General features: G+C 69.6%; 15 protein-coding genes and 1 tRNA gene. 12 read left to right on the top strand and 4 right to left on the bottom strand.

The window, feature by feature from the left end; translation table 11 throughout:
• Positions 1–27: 27 nt before the first annotated feature.
• Complete coding sequence (locus AC1C2R_RS05995; protein WP_495351600.1) at positions 28–1,344, bottom strand: isochorismate synthase; 1,317 nt, start codon at positions 1,342–1,344, stop codon at positions 28–30.
• 139 nt (positions 1,345–1,483) lie between these two features.
• Here AC1C2R_RS05995 and AC1C2R_RS05990 point away from each other — a divergent pair, with 139 nt between their 5' ends.
• The 6 genes from AC1C2R_RS05990 (at position 1,484) to AC1C2R_RS05965 (ending at position 8,122) form a co-directional block, all read left to right on the top strand.
• Positions 1,484–2,215 (top strand): class I SAM-dependent methyltransferase, encoded by a 732-nt coding sequence (locus AC1C2R_RS05990; protein ID WP_495351599.1) that lies wholly within the window; start codon positions 1,484–1,486, stop codon positions 2,213–2,215.
• A 129-nt stretch (positions 2,216–2,344) separates the two neighbouring features.
• Positions 2,345–3,469 carry a polyprenyl synthetase family protein gene (locus AC1C2R_RS05985; RefSeq protein WP_495379326.1) on the top strand — a complete coding sequence of 375 codons (1,125 nt, stop codon included), beginning with the start codon at positions 2,345–2,347 and terminating at the stop codon, positions 3,467–3,469.
• A 34-nt stretch (positions 3,470–3,503) separates the two neighbouring features.
• The gene (locus AC1C2R_RS05980) at positions 3,504–4,883 is read left to right on the top strand and encodes an FAD-dependent oxidoreductase (RefSeq protein WP_495351597.1); all 1,380 of its coding nucleotides are present in this window, start codon (positions 3,504–3,506) and stop codon (positions 4,881–4,883) included.
• Between the two features lie 118 nt (positions 4,884–5,001).
• Positions 5,002–5,658, top strand: a complete 657-nt coding sequence (locus AC1C2R_RS05975; RefSeq protein ID WP_495379325.1) for a prepilin peptidase — start codon at positions 5,002–5,004, stop codon at positions 5,656–5,658.
• Positions 5,659–5,859: 201 nt separating this feature from the next.
• On the top strand, positions 5,860–6,912 hold the full coding sequence (locus AC1C2R_RS05970) for an alpha/beta hydrolase (protein WP_495379324.1): 1,053 nt from the start codon (positions 5,860–5,862) through the stop codon (positions 6,910–6,912).
• A 235-nt stretch (positions 6,913–7,147) separates the two neighbouring features.
• Complete coding sequence (locus AC1C2R_RS05965; protein WP_495379323.1) at positions 7,148–8,122, top strand: type IV toxin-antitoxin system AbiEi family antitoxin domain-containing protein; 975 nt, start codon at positions 7,148–7,150, stop codon at positions 8,120–8,122.
• 341 nt (positions 8,123–8,463) lie between these two features.
• Here AC1C2R_RS05965 and AC1C2R_RS05960 read toward each other — a convergent pair whose 3' ends face one another.
• Together AC1C2R_RS05960 and AC1C2R_RS05955 are read right to left on the bottom strand one after the other, a co-directional pair.
• Positions 8,464–8,952, bottom strand: coding sequence for a YajQ family cyclic di-GMP-binding protein (locus AC1C2R_RS05960; protein ID WP_495379322.1), 489 nt, complete (start codon positions 8,950–8,952; stop codon positions 8,464–8,466).
• 73 nt (positions 8,953–9,025) lie between these two features.
• Complete coding sequence (locus AC1C2R_RS05955) at positions 9,026–10,045, bottom strand: LacI family DNA-binding transcriptional regulator (RefSeq protein WP_495351592.1); 1,020 nt, start codon at positions 10,043–10,045, stop codon at positions 9,026–9,028.
• A gap of 202 nt (positions 10,046–10,247) precedes the next feature.
• Between AC1C2R_RS05955 and AC1C2R_RS05950 the strand changes: the two genes are divergently transcribed.
• The 5 genes from AC1C2R_RS05950 (at position 10,248) to AC1C2R_RS05930 (ending at position 14,616) form a co-directional block, all read left to right on the top strand.
• Positions 10,248–10,412 carry a hypothetical protein gene (locus AC1C2R_RS05950; RefSeq protein ID WP_495351591.1) on the top strand — a complete coding sequence of 55 codons (165 nt, stop codon included), beginning with the start codon at positions 10,248–10,250 and terminating at the stop codon, positions 10,410–10,412.
• Between the two features lie 4 nt (positions 10,413–10,416).
• Positions 10,417–11,070, top strand: coding sequence for a PH domain-containing protein (locus tag AC1C2R_RS05945; RefSeq protein ID WP_495379321.1), 654 nt, complete (start codon positions 10,417–10,419; stop codon positions 11,068–11,070).
• 172 nt (positions 11,071–11,242) lie between these two features.
• Positions 11,243–11,327, top strand: a tRNA-Tyr gene (locus AC1C2R_RS05940).
• A 59-nt stretch (positions 11,328–11,386) separates the two neighbouring features.
• Positions 11,387–12,259, top strand: a complete 873-nt coding sequence (locus tag AC1C2R_RS05935) for an inositol monophosphatase family protein (RefSeq protein ID WP_495379320.1) — start codon at positions 11,387–11,389, stop codon at positions 12,257–12,259.
• A gap of 1,070 nt (positions 12,260–13,329) precedes the next feature.
• Positions 13,330–14,616, top strand: coding sequence for a M23 family metallopeptidase (locus tag AC1C2R_RS05930; RefSeq protein WP_495379319.1), 1,287 nt, complete (start codon positions 13,330–13,332; stop codon positions 14,614–14,616).
• Between the two features lie 85 nt (positions 14,617–14,701).
• Here AC1C2R_RS05930 and AC1C2R_RS05925 read toward each other — a convergent pair whose 3' ends face one another.
• Positions 14,702–16,384 carry a glycoside hydrolase family 13 protein gene (locus tag AC1C2R_RS05925; protein WP_495379318.1) on the bottom strand — a complete coding sequence of 561 codons (1,683 nt, stop codon included), beginning with the start codon at positions 16,382–16,384 and terminating at the stop codon, positions 14,702–14,704.
• A 262-nt stretch (positions 16,385–16,646) separates the two neighbouring features.
• Between AC1C2R_RS05925 and AC1C2R_RS05920 the strand changes: the two genes are divergently transcribed.
• Positions 16,647–17,879 carry a sugar ABC transporter substrate-binding protein gene (locus AC1C2R_RS05920; RefSeq protein WP_495351586.1) on the top strand — a complete coding sequence of 411 codons (1,233 nt, stop codon included), beginning with the start codon at positions 16,647–16,649 and terminating at the stop codon, positions 17,877–17,879.
• The last annotated feature ends 102 nt before the right edge of the window (positions 17,880–17,981 follow it).

Below are 17,981 nucleotides of genomic sequence, written 5' to 3'. Positions count from 1 at the left end.
CCCCGCCGAGCGGCCCGCCCGGCGAGCTCAGCCGCCGAAGGCCTCGACGATCGGACGGAACTTCATCACCGTCTCGGCGAGTTCGTCGGTCGGCACCGAGTCGTGCACTATGCCGCAACCTGCATATGCGGTGACCGTGCCGTCGGGGTCGACCTGCGCGCAACGCAGCGCGATCGCCCATTCGCCGTCGCCGTCGCCGTCGATCCATCCCACAGGGCCGGCGTAACGGCCTCGGTCGAAGCCCTCGAGCTCGGCGATCACGCGCAGGGCGACGCGTCGGGGCGTCCCGGCCACGGCGGCGGTCGGATGCACCGCCTGCACGAGGTCGAGCGAGCTCGAGCCGTCGCCGAGCGTGCCCTTGAGGTCGGTCGCGAGGTGCCAGAGGTTCGGTAGCTGCAGGGTGAAGGGCTCGGGGCTCGTGTCGAGTCGGGCGGTGTGCGGCGCGAGCCGTGTCACGGCGCTCTGCACGGCGAGCGCATGCTCGGCGCGGTCCTTCTCCGAGGCGGCGAGAGCGATGGCGCGCTCCCGATCCGACGCCTCGCCGGCGCCGCGTGATGCGGTGCCGGCGAGTACCCGCGCCGACACGGTGCCATGATCGACGCGCACGAGCGTCTCGGGGCTCGCCCCGATGAGCCCGTCGACGGCGAAGACCCAGGTGTCGGGGTAGTCCTCGGCGAGACGGTTGATCGTGGCGCGGAGCCCGGCGTCTTCGTGGAGTTCGCCGACGAGTTGCCGGGCGAGCACGACCTTCTCGAACTCGCCCGCGTCGATGCGCCGCACGGCCTCGGCGACGGCTGCCTCATATGCCTCGGGCGGCACCGATCCAGGTGCGAAGGCGACGCGCGGCACCTGACGTTTCGGCGCGGGTTCGGGCAGTGCGTCTTCCGCGTCGGCGATGGAGTCGACGCCGGAGGCGGAGCCGGTGGCATCCCTCGCCTCGTCGTCGCCGGTGTCGAGCGCGATGCGCGTGACCCAGGCGCGGCCGTCACGCCGGCCCATCACGAGCTCGGGCACGATCAGCACGCTCGTCGACTCGGACTCGTCGGCGAACGCGAAGGTACCGAAGGCGACGAGCCCGGTGCCCGGCAGCCCGACGCGGTCGTCGATCTCGGCGATCTCGACGAGAGAAGTCCACGCGGCGGCGGCGTCGGCGACGCGGTGCGGCCCGGTCGTCTCGATGCGCATCGTCTCGCCGAGGCCCACGATGCCCTCGCCGCGGCGCATCCAGACGAGCGGATGCCGCGGATCGGCGCGGGGGATCAGCGGCTCCGTCTCATCGACGGCGACGGTGCGAACGCGGAGGCGTGCACTCGCCGCCTGCGCCGCGCCATCCTTCTGACTCACCGCCTCAGCCTACGCCGCGTTCTCGGACCGCTCGCCGTCGCGTGATCCCATCGATGCGCGGGATGGCGGACCGATCGCCACGCGGCCAGTGAGCTCGCGAGGTCGAACGGCGCGGGCGGCTCCGCCGTAGAATCGGGGGATGACCCGCGCAGACCTCGGCAAGCAGCCCGAACAGGTGTCGGCGATGTTCGATCGCGTCGCCGCGAACTACGACCGCACGAACAACGTGCTCTCGGTGGGCAACGCGCCGCTGTGGCGGGTCGCCACCACGCGCGCGGTCGATCCGAAGCCCGGGCAGCGCATCCTCGACGTCGCGGCGGGCACCGGCACGTCGAGTGCGAGCCTCGCGAAGTCAGGGGCATCCGTCGTCGCCGCCGACTTCTCGCCGGGCATGATCGAGGTCGGCCGTCGTCGCCAGGCCGGCGTGCAGAACCTCGTGTTCGTCGAGGCCGACGCCACGAAGCTGCCCTTCGGCGACGACGAGTTCGATGCCGTGACGATCTCGTTCGGCCTGCGCAACGTCAACGAGCCGAAACAGGCCATCGCCGAGTTCTTCCGCGTGACGAAGCCCGGTGGTCGCCTCGTGATTTGCGAGTTCTCGACCCCGCCCGCCGGCCTCGTGCGCACCGGTTACGGCATCTACCAGCGCTACGTCATGCCGCCGCTCGTGAAGCTCTCGAGCTCGAACGACACGGCATACGACTACCTCAACGAGTCCATCGGCGCGTGGCCCGACCAGCCGACGCTCGCCGGCTGGATCCGCGAGGCCGGGTACACGGATGTCGCGTGGCGCAACCTCACCCTCGGCGTCGTCGCCCTGCACCGTGCCGTGAAGCCACGCACGTCGTCGGTCGAGCGCAGGATCGAGTAGGCGCGCCAGCACCGTATCGAGATCCAGCGAACGACAGCGAGCGTATCGAGACCCATTGGCCGGTCTCGATACGCACCCCTCCTTCGTCGGGCGCTACTCGACCACCGGACCCCCGGTAGGCTAGGCAACGTGAAACCGAGTCACCCGGTCGCCCGTCGAGGCTCATCGCTCGCCGCGAATCTCGGCCTCAGCGAACGCGTCTTCGCCTCCTCCGCCGACAAGGCCATGGCCAAGGCGATCGACGACGGACTCGATCGCGTCGAGGCCGGCCTCCTCGACGAGGTGCGATTCGCCGACACGATCGCGGATGTCTCGACGCGCTACCTGCTCGAAGCGGGCGGCAAGCGTGTGCGACCCATGCTCACCCTGTTGACCGCGCAGCTCGGCGCGGGCGCCACCGACGACGTGGTCACCGCGGCGCAGGCGATCGAGATCACGCATCTCGCGAGCCTGTACCACGACGACGTCATGGACGACGCCGACCGACGCCGCGGGGTGCCCAGCGCGCAAGCGGTGTGGGGCAACTCCGTCGCGATCCTCACCGGCGACCTGCTCTTCGCTCGTGCGAGCCAGCTCATGGCCGGCCTCGGCGAGGGGGCCATCCGCATGCAGGCCACCACGTTCGAGCGACTCGTGCTCGGCCAGCTGCACGAGACGGTCGGCCCGCAGCCGGGCGACGACCCCATCGAGCATTACATCCAGGTGCTCGCCGACAAGACCGGGTCGCTCATCGCAAGCGCGGCCCAGTCGGGCATCATCTTCTCGGGCGCCGACCCCGGCTACGAGGCGCCGATCATCGAGTTCGGCGAGAAGATCGGGGTGGCCTTCCAGCTCGTCGACGACGTCATCGATCTCTCGCCGCAACCGGCCGAGACCGGCAAGGTGCCCGGCACCGACCTGCGTGCCGGCGTCGTGACGCTGCCGATGCTGTGGCTCGCCGAACAGGCGAAGACCGATGCGGCATCCGCTGCCCTGCTCGAACGCATCGAGCGCGACGTGGTCACGATCACCGACCCCGATGCCCTCGGCGACCCGCTCGACACGAACACGCTCGCGTCTCGCATCGTGCCGTCGCGGGCGACCGTCGATGCGATCGTCGCTGAACTGCGGCAGCACGAAGCGACGCGCGCTACGCTCGCTGAGGCCCACCGTTGGGCTCGCGAGGCCGTCACGGCCCTGGCGCCGCTGCCCGGGGGCAGCGTGAAGAAGGCGCTCACACGATTCGCCGAGACGGTCGTGGAGCGCGAGAGCTGATGAAGAGCCCGAAACTGATGGAGAGACCGCGCACGTGACGAAGAACAAGCTGAGACTGGCGATCGTCGGGGCCGGCCCGGCGGGCATCTACGCCGCGGACATCCTGCTGAAGGCCGAACGCAACTTCGACGTCTCGATCGACCTGTTCGATCATCTGCCCGCGCCCTACGGGCTCGTGCGCTACGGCGTCGCACCCGACCACCCGCGTATCAAGGGAATCGTCACCGCGCTTCGCGAGGTGCTCGACCGCGGCGACATCCGCATCTTCGGCAATGTGCGCTTCGGTGAAGACGTCACGCTCGACGACCTGAAGAAGCACTACAACGCCGTCATCTTCTCGACCGGCGCGGTGAAAGATGCCTCCCTGAACGTGCCCGGGTCCGAGCTCGACGGTTCGTACGGGGCCGCCGAGTTCGTGAGCTGGTTCGACGGGCACCCCGATTTTCCGCGCACGTGGCCGCTCGAGGCCCGCGAGGTCGCCGTCATCGGCAACGGCAACGTCGCACTCGACGTCTCGCGCATCCTCGCGAAGCACGTCGAAGACCTGATGCCCACCGAGATCCCCGCGAACGTGGCCGCCGGTCTCGCCGCGTCGCCGGTGACGGATCTGCACGTGTTCGGCCGCCGCGGCCCGACCTCGGTGAAGTTCACCCCGCTCGAGCTGCGCGAGCTCGGCGAGTTGCGCGACGTCGACATGATCCTGTACGACGAGGACTTCGACTACGACGACGCGGCCCGTGCAGCGGTGTCGGGCAACAAACAGGTCTTCGTCATCGACAAGGTGCTGAACCAGTGGCGCCAGCGCGAGGTCGGCCAGGCCTCTCGCCGCCTGCACCTGCACTTCTTCGCGAAGCCGCTCGAGATCGTCGACGACGGCACCGGCCGGGTCGGCGCGATCCGCTGGGAGCGCACCGCACCCGACGGCGAGGGCGGCGTCGTCGGCACGGGCGAGATCCGCGAGCTGCCCGTGCAGGCCGTGTACCGCGCCGTCGGCTACTTCGGCTCACCGCTGCCCGGCATCCCCTTCGACGAGACGTTCGGCGTCATCCCGAACCACGAGGGCCAGGTGCTGATCCGCGACAAGGAGTCGGGCGAGGCCCGCCAGATGTACGGCGTCTACGCGACCGGCTGGATCAAGCGCGGCCCGGTCGGGCTCATCGGGCACACGAAGTCCGACGCGATGGAGACGATCAAGCACGTCATCAACGACCTCGGCAACTGGTGGACCCCCGAGTCGCCGTCAGAGGAGTCCGTCGTCGAGTTGCTCGAGTCCCGCGGCATCCGCTACACCGACCTCGACGGGTGGCACCGCCTCGACGAGCGCGAGCAGGAACTCGGTTCGGCCGAGGGCCGCGTGCGCATCAAAGTCGTGCCCCGCGACGAGATGATCGACATCTCGCGCGACGAAGTGTAGGCACCGGCTCGTCGAGCAGGCCCGCCAAGCCGAGTCGAGACCCGACGCGCGCAACGGTCGCCTCGACCCTGTTGACAACCGCGAGCCCACGCCGCCGCCGGCCGCTACGCTGCTCACCATGCCTCTCGACTGGTCGACCGTGTTGACGGCGGCCGGTTCGGCCCTCGTCGGCTTCGCTCTCGGCTGGTGGCCGCTGGCGCACTGGGCGAGACGGTCGATGCAGAGCGAGCGGATGTCGCAGCAGACGGTGCGCCTGAGTGCCGCAGTCGTGACCGCCACCGTGTTCGGCACGCTCGCCCTGAGGTTCGGGTCGTCGTGGGTGCTGCCGGCGCTGCTCGCCTTCGCGGCGTGCGCCACCGTGCTGTCGATCGTCGATCTCGCCGAGAAGCGCCTGCCGAATGCCGTCGTCTTTCCGGCCTTCGCCACCGTGGCGGTGCTGCTCGTACCGGCGACGTGGGCGGCCGGCACGTGGATGCCGCTCGTGTGGGCGGTGACCGGGGCCGCGGCGATGTTCGCCCTCTACCTCGTGCTGGCGCTGATCTCGCCCTCCTCGATGGGCATGGGAGACGTCAAGCTCGCGCTCGTCATCGGCGTGCTGCTCGGCTGGTTCGGACTCTCGGCGTGGCTCCTCGGGCTGCTCGCTGCTTTCCTGGTCGGGGGAGTGGTTGCGATCATCGCGCTCGCGCTTCGCCGCGTCACGTTGCGCGGTTCGATCCCGTTCGGGCCGTCGATGCTCGCCGGCACGCTGCTCGCGGTGCTCGTCGTCGGCCCCTGATCGCGCGTCGTCGGGCTGTGCGCTCAAGCGCCTCGCGGGGTCGGCACGAATCGGGGTCGGCCTGAGCCGGGGTCGGCCTGAGTCGGGGGCAGCCTGAGCCGGGGTCGGCCTGAGCCGGGGTCAGCCTGAGTCGGGGTCGGCCTGAGCCGGGGGCAGCCTGAGTCGGGGTCAGTATGCTGAGCACAAGCGAGGGGAGGCGCTGTGGCGAACGTCGAGACGAGCACTGAAGGCTGGCGCCCGGACGTACTCGGTGAGCGCTTCCAACAACTCACCCTGCCGCTCGGGCGCGACAATGAGGGAGAGGTGGTGGCCACCCTCGTGCGGTACCGGCCACCGCGGCGCCTGCGGCTGACGCGAGGCGCGGCATCCGGAATCGATGTGCTCTACGTGCACGGCTGGAGCGACTACTTCTTCAATCCCGAGCTGGCCGAGTACTGGGCGAACGCCGGCGCACGCTTCTTCGCGCTCGACCTGCGCAAGTACGGCCGCAGCCTGCGCCGCGGCCAGACTCCTGGTTTCATCACCGATCTCGCCACCTACGACGCCGATATCGGCGCCGCGCTCAGTGCCATGGGGCATGGGGCGACGGATGCCGCGGAGTCGGCCACGCCCGGCACGGCGAGCGATGCCGAGGCATCCGCTCGGCCGCTGATCCTGCTCGGCCATTCGACCGGTGGACTCACCCTCAGCCTCTGGGCCGCCCGCAACCGCGGACGGGCGGCGGCTCTGGTGCTGAACAGCCCGTGGCTCGAGTTCCAGGCGAGTCGTGTCGGGCGCGAGGCGCTCGCACCGGTGATCGGCTGGGGTGCGAAGGTCAACCCGCTCGCGGCGCTGCCGAACGTCGACCTGGGCTTCTACACCCGCACGGTCGCGAAGGAGCAGGATGGCGAGTGGGAGTACAACCATGAGTGGCGGCCCGATCGCGGGTTCACGACGCATCCGGCGTGGCTGACGACCGTGCTCGCCGGGCACGCCACCGTTGCAGCACGCATCGACGTGGGCGTGCCGGTGCTCACGTTGCTGTCGAAGCGGTCGATGCTCCAGGCGCGCTGGGATCCGGGGATGCGCTCGAGCGACGTCGTGCTCGTCGTCGACGAGATCGCCGAGCGCACCCTGCGGCTCGGCCAGTCCGGCACCGTCCTCCGCATCGACGGTGCGCTGCACGACGTGTTCCTCTCCCGCGGGCCCGTGCGGAAGGCCGCGTATGCCGCGATCACGCGCTGGCTGCGCGGCTACGCTCCGCGCGCCCGCTGACGCGCTGCCGGCGCCGCGCCCTGCCGCGCCCGGGCCCGCCGGCGCTCGCTCCCACTCCCGGCCTGCTCACACGGGCGAACGTGACGGTCTTTCGCCAGCTGACGGTCTGCGGGAACCGCCGTTGCCGCGCAAGAGGTCGTGGCGACTGGTCCTCCACACTCGTGCGCTCGTGCGATGGTGCGCCGGAACAGCGTACGAGGCGGTTTCGTGAGTGCGACGATGCGAGGTTGGCGTCATGCATATGCTTCCAGTCACAGGCCAGGGCTTCGTGCTTGCCAGAGATGCCCGCGCCCTCGGCCGCAGCGCAGAGTTGGCCTCCGCAGCGAAGGCGGGCGAGCTCGAGGTCGTCAGGCGGGGCGTCTATCGTGCTGTGCCTGCTGGTGAAGATCGGCGTACCCCCGCTCGACGTCGGGCGGATCGGTACCTCCTCCAAGTGAAAGCCGCTGCGGAGACCCTTCACGCGCCGATCTTCACCTCGTTTGCGGCAATCGCGCTTCAGGGGCTGCCGATCATCGGAGCCTGGCCTGAAGAGGTGTTCGTGCTCGCGCCGGGGTCGCATGGTCACAAGAGTCGAACGACCATCGCCGTTGCGCGTCTCGACGAGGTGCTGACGGGTCGGGTTGCGGGGCTCGCCGTCACAGCTCTCGAGCATTCGCTGATCCAACTCTGCCGACACGCGACGTTGGGCGCTGCGCTGGTCGCGGTCGACGCGGCGCTTGCGGCGATGCCATGGGAGAACAGGCCACCACCCACCACACTCGAGGCATTGTGGGCTGAGCATGCCCGGCTGCTGCCCTACCCGGGCAGCCGGAGAGTCGAGGCAGTACTCCGGCGCGCAACGTCACTGTCGGGGACGCCGTTCGAGACCTGCAGCCTTCTGGTGATGGAGGAGTTCGGAATCCCTCGTCCAGTGCAGCAGCATCCGTTCTGGCTCGCCGAACTGGGCCGTTGGGCATTCGTCGACTTCTTCTGGCCGGACTCCGATGCGGTCGGCGAGGCCGACGGGCGCGTGAAGTACCTCCTGACCGAGGGAGCCGAACGTGCGGCCGAACGCGTCATCGACGAGAAGGAGCGCGAAGAAGCCGTACGGCGACAGGTCCGCGCGTTCGATCGCTGGAACTGGCACGAGATGTGGACTCGCGAGCCGATGGTGCAGCGCTTGCGCCGGCTCGGTGTTCAGGGAGAGTCCCGCCGCTTGCGCCTGTTCTGACGCGCATCCGACGCTCGAACGCAGCGCGCGATCGCCCCGCCTCGCCGAGCCACGACCTTTTGACAGGTGGCGCCTGCTTGCACCGACCGTGTCGCGTCATACCACCGTCACGGTGAGTGCGCGAAGTGCGCGAAGTGCAGGGGTGCGCGAGGTGGGTGCCGTGAGTGCGTGAAGTGCGAGGTGCGTGAGGTGCGTGAGGTGCGTGAGTGCGTGAGGTGCGTGAGTGCGTAAGTGGGTGAAGTGCGAGGTGCGTGAGGTGCGTGAGGTGCGCGAGGTGGGTGCGTGTGCGGGGGGTGCGTGGGCGCGCGAGGTGCGTGGTGGATGTGGCGAGGCGCCAGCGCTCAGCGGAAGTTCACGAACTGCAGCGCGACCTCGAGGTCTTTGCCCTTGAGCAGCGCCATCGTGGCCTGCAGGTCGTCGCGGCTCTTCGACGTGACGCGGATCTCGTCGCCCTGGATCTGGCTCTTCACGCTCTTCGGCGCCTCGTCGCGGATGATCTTCGACACCTTCTTCGCGTTCTCGGAGTCGATGCCCGCCTTCATGGTCGTCTCGATGCGGAACTCCTTGCCCGACGCGAACGGCTCGCCCGCATCGAGCGCCCGCAGCGAGATGCCGCGCTTGATGAGCTTCGCCTCATACACCTCGAGGATCGCCTTCGCGCGCTCTTCACTGTTGGCCTTGATCAGCACCTTCTCGCCGGACTGCTCGATCGATGCGCCCACGTTCTTGAAGTCGTAGCGCTGAGCGACCTCCTTCTGCGCCTGGTGGAGAGCATTGTCGGCCTCCATCTGGTCGACCTTGGAAACGATGTCGAACGTTGCATCTGCCATGCGCGCCAGTTTAGCGATGAGCGGATGCCGCGAGCAGGGGTTTGCGGGTTCGACCCCGAGCAGGCGCGGCGAATCAGGCCGGCGGGCGGGCCGTCGAGGAGCGCACCCGCAACTCGTACGGCAACGGGGTCGCGGCGGGCGTCGCGGCATCCGTCGTGCTGGGTTCGAGCTCGTCCATCAGGATCTCGACCGCCATCTCGCCCTGCACGCGGGGGAACTGCGCGACCGTCGTGAGGCCGAAGAAATCGGAGAGGTCGTGGTCGTCGATGCCGGCGATGGAGACGTCACGCGGCACGACGAGCCCGAGGTCGCGTGCGGCGAGCAGGGATCCCATGGCCATCTCGTCGGAGGCGGCGAAGATCGCCGTCGGCCGGCTGTGAGGGGCGCCGAGGAGCTGCTTGGCGGCGTGATAGCCGCCGCGGATGGTGAAGTCGGCGGGGGCGAAGAGGCGCGGGTCGACGTCGATGCCCGCGTCGCGGAGCGCCGCCTCGTAGCCGATGCGGCGATTGGTGGGCAGGTGGAAGTCCATGTCGAACTCGAGGTCGCCGCCGATGTGCGCAATGCGAGTGTGTCCGAGCCCGATGAGGTGCTCGGTCGCGAGGCGGGCGACGGCGACGTCGTCGATCGTGAGGGTGCGTACACCGGGGATGGGGCCGCCGACACCGACGAGCGGCTTACCGAGGTCGTGCAGTCGCGTGACCTCGCGCTCGGTGAGTTCGAGGGAGACGGCGATCACTGCGTCGACGCGCTGCCGCAGGAGGAAGTGCTCGAAGACGCTCGAACGTTCCTGCCCGTCGCCGGAGAGGTTGTAGAGGGTGAGGTCGTACCCGCTGCGGAGGAGTGACTGCTGCGCGCCCTCGAGCACCGAGGAGAAGAACCACCGGTTCAGGAACGGGATGACGACGCCGATGTTGCGTGTGCGCCCTGATGCGAGGCTCGACGCGTTCGACGAGACGACGTAGCCGAGTCGCGCGGCGGCCTCTTCGACCTTCGCCTTCGACGTAGGGGAGACGTGACCGCGGCCGCTGAGCGCGCGCGACACGGTCGCGGTCGATACGCCCGCGAGTCTCGCGACCTCTTCGATGCCGGCCATGGCTCCTCATTCCCGGCATCGCCGAGTCAGGAGGAATCCTATCGTTCGGCACCGTCCCGGCCATCGAACACGGGTGCGGGAACGGCCGCCGCGCCGCGTGGCGCGTTGTCTCTGCTCACCGGGTGCGGTAGAAATGCCTGTCGGGGCCGGCTCACGGGGGTAGCGGCTTGCCCGCACTCGCCGTCTCGAAGGGAATACGCCCGTGAAGTGGCTCAAAGGCATCGCAGTTGCGTTGGTCGTGATCTTCGCCCTCTTCTACATGATCAGCCGGCCCGAAGACGCCGCGAACGTCGTACAGGGCGCGTTCGGCGCGGTCGTCTCGGCCTCCGAAGCAGTGGGCAGGTTCTTCACCTCGCTCGCCGCGTGACGTCATGAGCGTGTTCGGCTTCGATCCTCGCGTCGAACGGCACCTCATCGCCGACGAGGGAGAGGTGGTCGTCGACGAGGTGCGCAAGCACTGGGCCGCGATCGCCGGCGCGATCCTCGAGGTGCTCGCCGCGGTGCCGGCGCTGATTCTCTTGGCCTGGGTGCCGCAGCAGCTCTACTGGTTCCCGCTCTTCCTCGCACTCTTCCTCGTGCTGCACGGGCTGTGGCGCATTCTGCAGGCCCGAATGGACCGCTTCGTGATCACCAACATGCGGGTGTTCCGCGTGCACGGCATCCTGTCGCAGCGCATCGCGACCATGCCGATCTCCCGAATCCTCGACATTTCGGTGCACACTCCGCTGATCGGTCGCGTGTTCGGCTACGGGCACTTCGTTTTCGAGTCGGCGGCACAAGACCAGGGTCTTCGGGAGATCCGGTACGTCGGTTCCCCCGACCAGCGCGGGGCGACGATTCAGCGGGTCATCCAGCGCTCCGGCCTGCGGGGCCCCGCTCGCCCCATGGACCGCGACGAGCAGCATGAGCATGCTCCGCGAGAGCGCCGCTACGACCCTGCGCCGCAGCCAGATCTTTACGACACCACCCCGCCGAGCGACCAGAACGACACCGCCGAGATGCCCTGGTGGCGCGCGTCGAGCTGAGGTGCATCACGTCGAGCTGAGGCGCTGCGGCATCCGCTTCGTGAATTTCAGGCCGTCGGATGCCTCGCGGAGGGCGGTCCGTCTCCGGGCCGAGCGCCGATTTCTCGCACCGGCCCCCTCCGGGTATCCTTGACAGGCTCCCGGTTGTGTGCAGAACGTGGTCGGGCGCGATGGCGAGTTACCCAAGCGGCCAAAGGGATCTGACTGTAAATCAGACTGCTCAGCATTCGGGGGTTCGAATCCCTCACTCGCCACCAGAGAAGCCCCGGTTCGCCGGGGCTTTCATGGTTCCAGCCGCCGCGAGTAGCGTGAAGGCATGAGCGAATTCGAGTCGGCGACCGGTGACGATGCAACGACGAGCCTCGACCGGGCACCGGATGTCGAGGCATCCGCTGGGCTGCTCGCCCTCGCCCGACGCATCGCCGTACAGGCGGCGGATTTCGCGCTCGAAGAGCGTCGCGGGGGCGTGAGCGTCGCCGCCACGAAATCCTCGCCCGTCGACGTCGTCACCGCGGTCGATCGTGACACCGAAGCACTCATCCGCCGACTCATCCTCGAGGCTCGGCCCGACGATGGCATCCTCGGCGAAGAAGACGCCGGCCACATCGGCACGAGTGGCATCAACTGGGTCGTCGACCCGATCGACGGAACCGTGAACTTCCTCTACGGCATCCCGGCATGGTCGATCAGCATCGCCGTCGTCGACGGACCGCCCGAGCCCCGCACGTGGACCGCGCTCGCCGCCGTCGTCGTCAACCCCGTCACGGGCGAGGTCTTCGAGGCGAGCACCGGGGGCGGGGCACGACTCGGCACGCGCGAGCTCCAGGTGAACGCGGATGTCCCGCTGGGCCTCGCCCTCGTCGGCACCGGCCTCTCGTACTCGGCCGAGAATCGGCGTGCACAGGCCGCGGTGCTGTCGACCGTGCTGCCGGAAGTACGGGACATCCGTCGTGCCGGCTCCGCCGCCCTCGACCTCTGCGCTGTCGCCGCCGGCCGCCTCGACGCGTACTACGAACGCGGCCTGAATCCGTGGGATCACGCGGCCGGCGCGCTGATCGCCCGAGAGGCCGGCGCCCGCGTCGGCGGATCCGACGGCGGGCCCGCGACGGTCGAACTCGTGCTCGCGGCGGCCCCCGGCCTGTACGGCGAAGTCGCGGCGGTGCTGCGTGAGGCGGGCCTGCAGGCGTGATGCGCCGGATGCGACGCGAGCGGTGGGTAGGCGGCGGCGCCACCCTGCGGCGCACGGGCGATCGTCGTTCCCGGGTTCACGCGGATGTCGCGGCTCTCGAGTGCCGAGGCATCCGACGATCTCCATTCCACGTGGCGCGCAGTGCCGTGAGAGGCTAGTCTTTACCAATCCGTTATCTCGGCGTGATGCCGAGATGAGCACCTCCCCAACACACTGTTCGCCCTACGACGCCGAGAGTCCCCCCTTACGTGCTCGAGTCCCCCCTCGTGCCCGACGGTTCATCGCCAGGCACCCAAGTCCCGTCGCTGCCCGAGCGACCCCTGACTCGACGTGAACTGCGTGAACGCGAAGCGGCTGCGGCGAATCGTGCCGGCGCTGCGCAGGAGTTCCTGGCACCGGTGAGCCAGCCGAGCTTCGACGAGCTGTTCGGCCTCGCGGGTGGCGGTGCGCCGTCGCCGTCGGTCACGGGTTCGACCCCTTCCGCTGCGAGCTCGGTGTCGCCCTCGGTTTCGACAGCTGCCCAGTGGCAGGCCGCGCCGGCTGTGGCGCCGGAGGTCTCTTGGCTGCAGGGTCCGGGAGTTCCGCCGGCTGCGGCGCCGGAGGTCTCTTGGCTGCAGGGTCCGGGAGTTCCGCCGGCTGCGGCGCCGGAGGTCTCTTGGCAGCAGGGTCCGGGAGTTCCGCCGGCTGCGGCGCCGGAGGTCTCCTGGCAGCAGGGTCCGGGAGTTCCGCCGGCTGCGGCGCCGGAGGTCTCTTGGCTGCAGGGTCCGGGAGTTCCGCCGGTTGCGGCGGCGGAGGTCTCTTGGCTGCAGGGTCCGGGAGTTCCGCCGGCTGCGGCGCCGCCGACATGGCCGGTGAATCCAGCCCTGGTCGTACCGGCCCCCGCGTCGGAACCCGCGTCGCCGCAGCCTCGCCCCTCGACGGATCCCGTCCCTTCCTCTCGTTCCGCTATCGCAGCACCCTCCACTTCCGCTCCGAGACCTCAGGCCGAACCGGTCGACCATCCCGTCGACAGGAACTCGGCCTTCGATGTTTCCGGGCGCGACGCGGCCGCCCGGGGCGGATTCGACGCGTTGTTCGCCGGACTCGGCGACGACGAGCCCGATGCGCCGCACGGCGGCACCCGCCGCGACGACCGTGGTCACGACACGGGCTCTCGTGCGCCGAAGCCGTCGCGAGCCGAGCGCAAGGCTGCCAAGTCCGTGGCGCCCGGCCCTCGCCGGGGTGCTCCCGTCGCCGCTCCCGAGCGTGTTGGTGCGTCAGCGGCCGATGACTTCGCCGCCGTGATCTCGGCGTCCGCGGGTGCGCGGGCCCCGCTCGGTGAGGCCGCAGGCGCCGCCCTGGCAGCGCCCGCCGCTGTGCGCTTCGACGGGCCGCCCGTGCCGGCGCCCGCCACGCCCGCCGTGCGGTTCGATGAACCGACGTTCCCATCCGGGCGCGACGAATCCCCGATGACCGCGGACGATCCGCGCGAACACGGCATCCCGTGGCAGCCGACGACCACCGTGCCGGCATCCGCCGACCATCGCCCACGCCGCACGACCGGCGCGGCAGCGACACCCGCAGATGCACGCACTCACGGCTCGGCGCGACGGGCTCCTGCGCCGAGCGCGCCGTCGCATCCTGCTCCCCGGAACCGCGTGAAGCGTGGCAGCCGCGCGGGCCGCATGGCCAGCGCATTCGCGGCGATGGGATTCGTTGCGCTGCTGGCCGTCGCGACATCCGTACCAGCGCTCTCGTTGCTGTCGCCGGCCGAGGTGCAGGCCATGGCGCTCGAACGGGCGACCATCGGCACCGAGCCCGGCCAACAGGTCGAGATCACGGGCGGCACGCTTGCACAGACGATCGATCGCGAAGGCTACGAGACGCAGACGATCGACGAGTATGCGCGTGCAGCCGGCATCCGGGCCGAGGCGACCTTCACGAACAACCCGGCCGGCACCATCCAGTGGCCATTCGCGGTCGGCGTGCACATCGGCGACCGATTCGGCTACCGCGACTGCGCCGGCTGTTCGAGTGACCATGGCGGCCAGGACTTCAACCCGGGGCTCGGAGCCGAGATTCAGGCCATCGCCGACGGCACGGTCTCGAACTCGACCGACGCAGGCGGATCCCTCGGCGTGGTCATGATGATCGATCACGTGATCGACGGAGACATCGTCACGAGCGTCTACGCGCACATGCAGTACGACTCGCGCCGGTTCGAGACCGGCGACACCGTCAAGGTCGGCGACGTGATCGGCTCGACCGGTGACACGGGCATGTCGACCGGGCCGCACCTGCACTTCGAGATCCGCCTCGGCGGCATCGACGGTGTCAAGGTCGACTCGCTCGAATGGCTCTACGCGAACACCAACTGACGATCGGCGCGGTCGCACGCATTCGGTGCCGCCGGTCGCTCGTTCGGCGGTGCGCGGCGCGGGCCACGTCGCCGCGCGGCGCGAGCTACGCCGTGAGCCAGACCGTGGTGTCGGAGGGCAGTGTGCGCCCGTCGAGCGGCTCGCTCGCGAGCAATACATCGCCCTCGGGCAGCTCGACCGGCGCATCACCCGTGTTCGCAACCACGACGACATCACCGTTGCGGAAGGCCACGACCGGGTCGGCGTATCCGTTCAGCCACTCGAGGGTGCCGGCACCGAGGTCGTGCGCGCGCCGCAGCGCGAGCGCATCACGGTAGAGCGACAGTGTCGAGGATGCGTCGTCGCGCTGGCGATCGCGCGCCAGCTCCGCCCACTGCGCGGGCTGCGGCAGCCACGAGGCATCCGTCGGCCCGAAGCCGTACGAGGGCGCTGCGGATTCCCAGGGCAGCGGCACGCGGCATCCGTCACGGCCGTAGCGCTCGCCGCTCGTGCGGAACCAGGTCGGGTCTTGACGGGCGTCGTCGGGCAGGTCGATGACCTCGGGCAGGCCGAGTTCTTCGCCCTGGTAGAGGTAGACCGAGCCGGGCAGTGCGAGCATGAGGGCGGTCGCGGCGCGGGCGCGGCGCAGGCCCGGCGCATACTCGGGCAGCCCCTTCGAACGCGCGCCGAGGCCGTGACCCTGCGGGTTCGCCTCGGTGACCGAGAGCCGGGTCGCGTGGCGCACGACGTCGTGGTTGGAGAGCACCCAGGTCGAGGGTGCGCCGACGGCGGAGAACGCGTCGAGCGAGGCATCGATGACGTTTCGCAACGCGTCGGCGTTCCACGGTGTCTCGAGGTAGGCGAAGTTGAAGGCCTGGTGCATCTCGTCTGGGCGCACCCACTTCGCGACGCGGGGCAGCGGGTCGACCCATGCCTCGGCCGCGAGGACGCGGTCGCCGGGGTATTCGTCGAGCAGCGCCCGCCAGTCGCGGTAGACCTCGTGCACGCCGTCTTGAGCCCAGTAGGGCGCGCTGTCGCCGGGCTCGACGGAGATCTCGGGTTCGAGGGGCACTCCGGATGCCGCGGCCGCGCCGCCGCCCATGCTGCCGCCCTCGACCGGGGGAGTGTAGTCGGGCAGCCCCTCGGCCTTGATCAGGCCGTGGGCCACGTCGACGCGGAAGCCGTCGACACCGCGATCGAGCCAGAACCGCAGGATGCGGCGGAACTCCTCGCGCACCTCTTCGCTGGTCCAGTCGAAGTCGGGCTGCGAGCTGTCGAAGAGGTGCAGATACCACTGGCCGGGGGTGCCGTCGGCTTCGAGCACGCGCGTCCACGCGGGCCCGCCGAAGACCGACTCCCAGTTGTTCGGCGGCAGCTCGCCGGCGGGGCCGCGGCCGTCGCGGAAGAGGTAGCGAGCGCGCTCGGCGCTGCCGGGCGCCGCGGCGAGCGCCGCCTGGAACCACACATGCCGATCTGACGAGTGGTTGGGCACGAGATCGACGATGACGCGGATGTCGCGGCCGTGCGCCTCGGCGACCATCAGGTCGAAGTCGGCGAGTGTGCCGAAGCGCGGGTCGACGTCGCAGTAGTCGGCGACGTCGTATCCGCCGTCGCGCTGGGGCGAGGTGTAGAACGGCGAGAGCCAGATGGCGTCGATGCCGAGCTCTTGCAGCGCGCCGAGGCGCGACGTGATGCCGGCGAGGTCGCCCATGCCGTCGCCGTTCGCATCGGCGAACGACCGGGGGTAGATCTGGTAGATCGCGGCGGTGCGCCACCATTCGGAAGTCATTGTGAAACTGTACGACATCTCATCAGGTGATGGAAACGCTTGCAGCGTCGGCGCTTCACTTGATGGTTACAAACCGGTATCAATGCGGGTCGGGCGGTTTGGTAATGAGCCTCACGCAAGGTATACCTGTAATCGCTTGCACTATGCGGGCATTTCAACGGAAGAACGGCCTTTCGGGCACGGTGCCCGTTCCACATGCGGAACGGGGGTGGATCCACCGGGCGAAGGCGCCGATCTCACGCACACTGAGAAGGGCACACCAATGAGGGTGAACAAGAAGAGCCTCCTCGCTGCCGGGGCCGTCGCAGTCATCGCGACGCTCGGTCTCGCGAGCTGCTCCGCCGGCGACAGCGGCTCCGAAGGCGAGGCCTCGTCGAGCGGCACGCTGACGGTCTGGGTCGACGCCGAGCGCGTCGATGCACTGCAGGCCGCGGCCGACGCCTACTCCGAGGAGAAGGGCGTCGAGGTCGAACTCGTCGGCAAGGACAACGCCGACATCAAGGACGACTTCATCCAGCAGGTGCCGACCGGCAAGGGCCCCGACATCACGATGGGTGCACACGACTGGCTGGGCGAGCTCTCGACCAACGGCGTGGTCGCGCCCATCGAGCTCGGCGACTCGGCCGCCGACTACCTCCCGGTCGCGATCGACGCGTCGACCTACGAGGGCACCGTCTACATGCTCCCCTACGCGGTCGAGAACATCGCGGTGCTCCGCAATGCCGACCTCATCCCCGACGCCGCGACGAGCTTCGACGACATGATCGCCAAGGGCCAGGCCGCAGGCCTCGCGCAGCCGTTCGTCGTCGAGCAGGGCGCCGAGGGCAACCCGTACCACCTCTACCCCTTCCAGACCGCGTTCGGCGCTCCCGTCTTCGGCAGCAACGACGAGGGCTACGACCCGAGCGACCTGCAGATCGGCAACGCGGGCGGCGAGCAGTTCGCCACGTGGCTCGGCAGCCAGGGCAAGAACGGCACGGGCGTCTTCAACACCGACATCGACGGTGACATCGCCAAGCAGGCCTTCATCGACGGCACCGCGGCCTTCTGGCTGACCGGTCCGTGGAACGTCGGCGCTGCGACCGACGCGGGCATCAACGTCGCGATCGACTCCGTGCCGAGCCCGACCGCTGAGGTCGCGTCGCCGTTCGCCGGTGTCAAGGGCTTCTTCGTCTCGTCCGAGTCGAAGAACAAGGTCGCCGCGAACGACTTCCTCGTCAACTACATCGGCACCGAAGACGTGCAGCTCGAGCTCTTCAAGGCCGGCAACGTGCTCCCCGCCCTCTCGGCTGCCGCTGAGACCGCGTCGAAGGACCCGATCGTCGCCGGCTTCGCGGCCGTCGGCGCCGAGGCCGTGCCGATGCCCGCCATCCCGGCCATGGGAGCCGTCTGGCAGTACTGGGGCATCGCCGAGGCCGACATCATCAACGGTGCCGACCCGGTCGCCACGTGGCAGAAGCTTGCCGCCGACGTGCAGGCTGCGATCGGCGAGTAACGACTGATCGGATGCCGGTGGTCGCGTAGCGACGCAGGAGCGTATCGAGACCCGCGGGTCTCGATACGCTCGCTTCTCGGCCACCGGCCGGTCTCGATACGC

It is taken from the genome of Agromyces sp. Y182, assembly GCF_059445385.1.
Note: the sequence above shows the minus strand (reverse complement) of the source record. Positions and strands in the feature narration are given on the sequence as shown.

What these genes read in the sequence shown, in the direction of transcription:
- AC1C2R_RS05920 (WP_495351586.1), top strand. Translation starts at nt 16,647, where the DNA reads ATGAGGGTGAACAAGAAGAGCCTCCTCGCTGCCGGGGCCGTCGCAGTC.
- AC1C2R_RS05945 (WP_495379321.1), top strand. Translation starts at nt 10,417, where the DNA reads ATGAGCGTGTTCGGCTTCGATCCTCGCGTCGAACGGCACCTCATCGCC.
- AC1C2R_RS05935 (WP_495379320.1), top strand. Translation starts at nt 11,387, where the DNA reads ATGAGCGAATTCGAGTCGGCGACCGGTGACGATGCAACGACGAGCCTC.
- AC1C2R_RS05960 (WP_495379322.1), bottom strand. Translation starts at nt 8,952, where the DNA reads ATGGCAGATGCAACGTTCGACATCGTTTCCAAGGTCGACCAGATGGAG.
- AC1C2R_RS05975 (WP_495379325.1), top strand. Translation starts at nt 5,002, where the DNA reads ATGCCTCTCGACTGGTCGACCGTGTTGACGGCGGCCGGTTCGGCCCTC.
- AC1C2R_RS05955 (WP_495351592.1), bottom strand. Translation starts at nt 10,045, where the DNA reads ATGGCCGGCATCGAAGAGGTCGCGAGACTCGCGGGCGTATCGACCGCG.
- AC1C2R_RS05990 (WP_495351599.1), top strand. Translation starts at nt 1,484, where the DNA reads ATGACCCGCGCAGACCTCGGCAAGCAGCCCGAACAGGTGTCGGCGATG.
- AC1C2R_RS05925 (WP_495379318.1), bottom strand. Translation starts at nt 16,384, where the DNA reads ATGACTTCCGAATGGTGGCGCACCGCCGCGATCTACCAGATCTACCCC.
- AC1C2R_RS05965 (WP_495379323.1), top strand. Translation starts at nt 7,148, where the DNA reads ATGCATATGCTTCCAGTCACAGGCCAGGGCTTCGTGCTTGCCAGAGAT.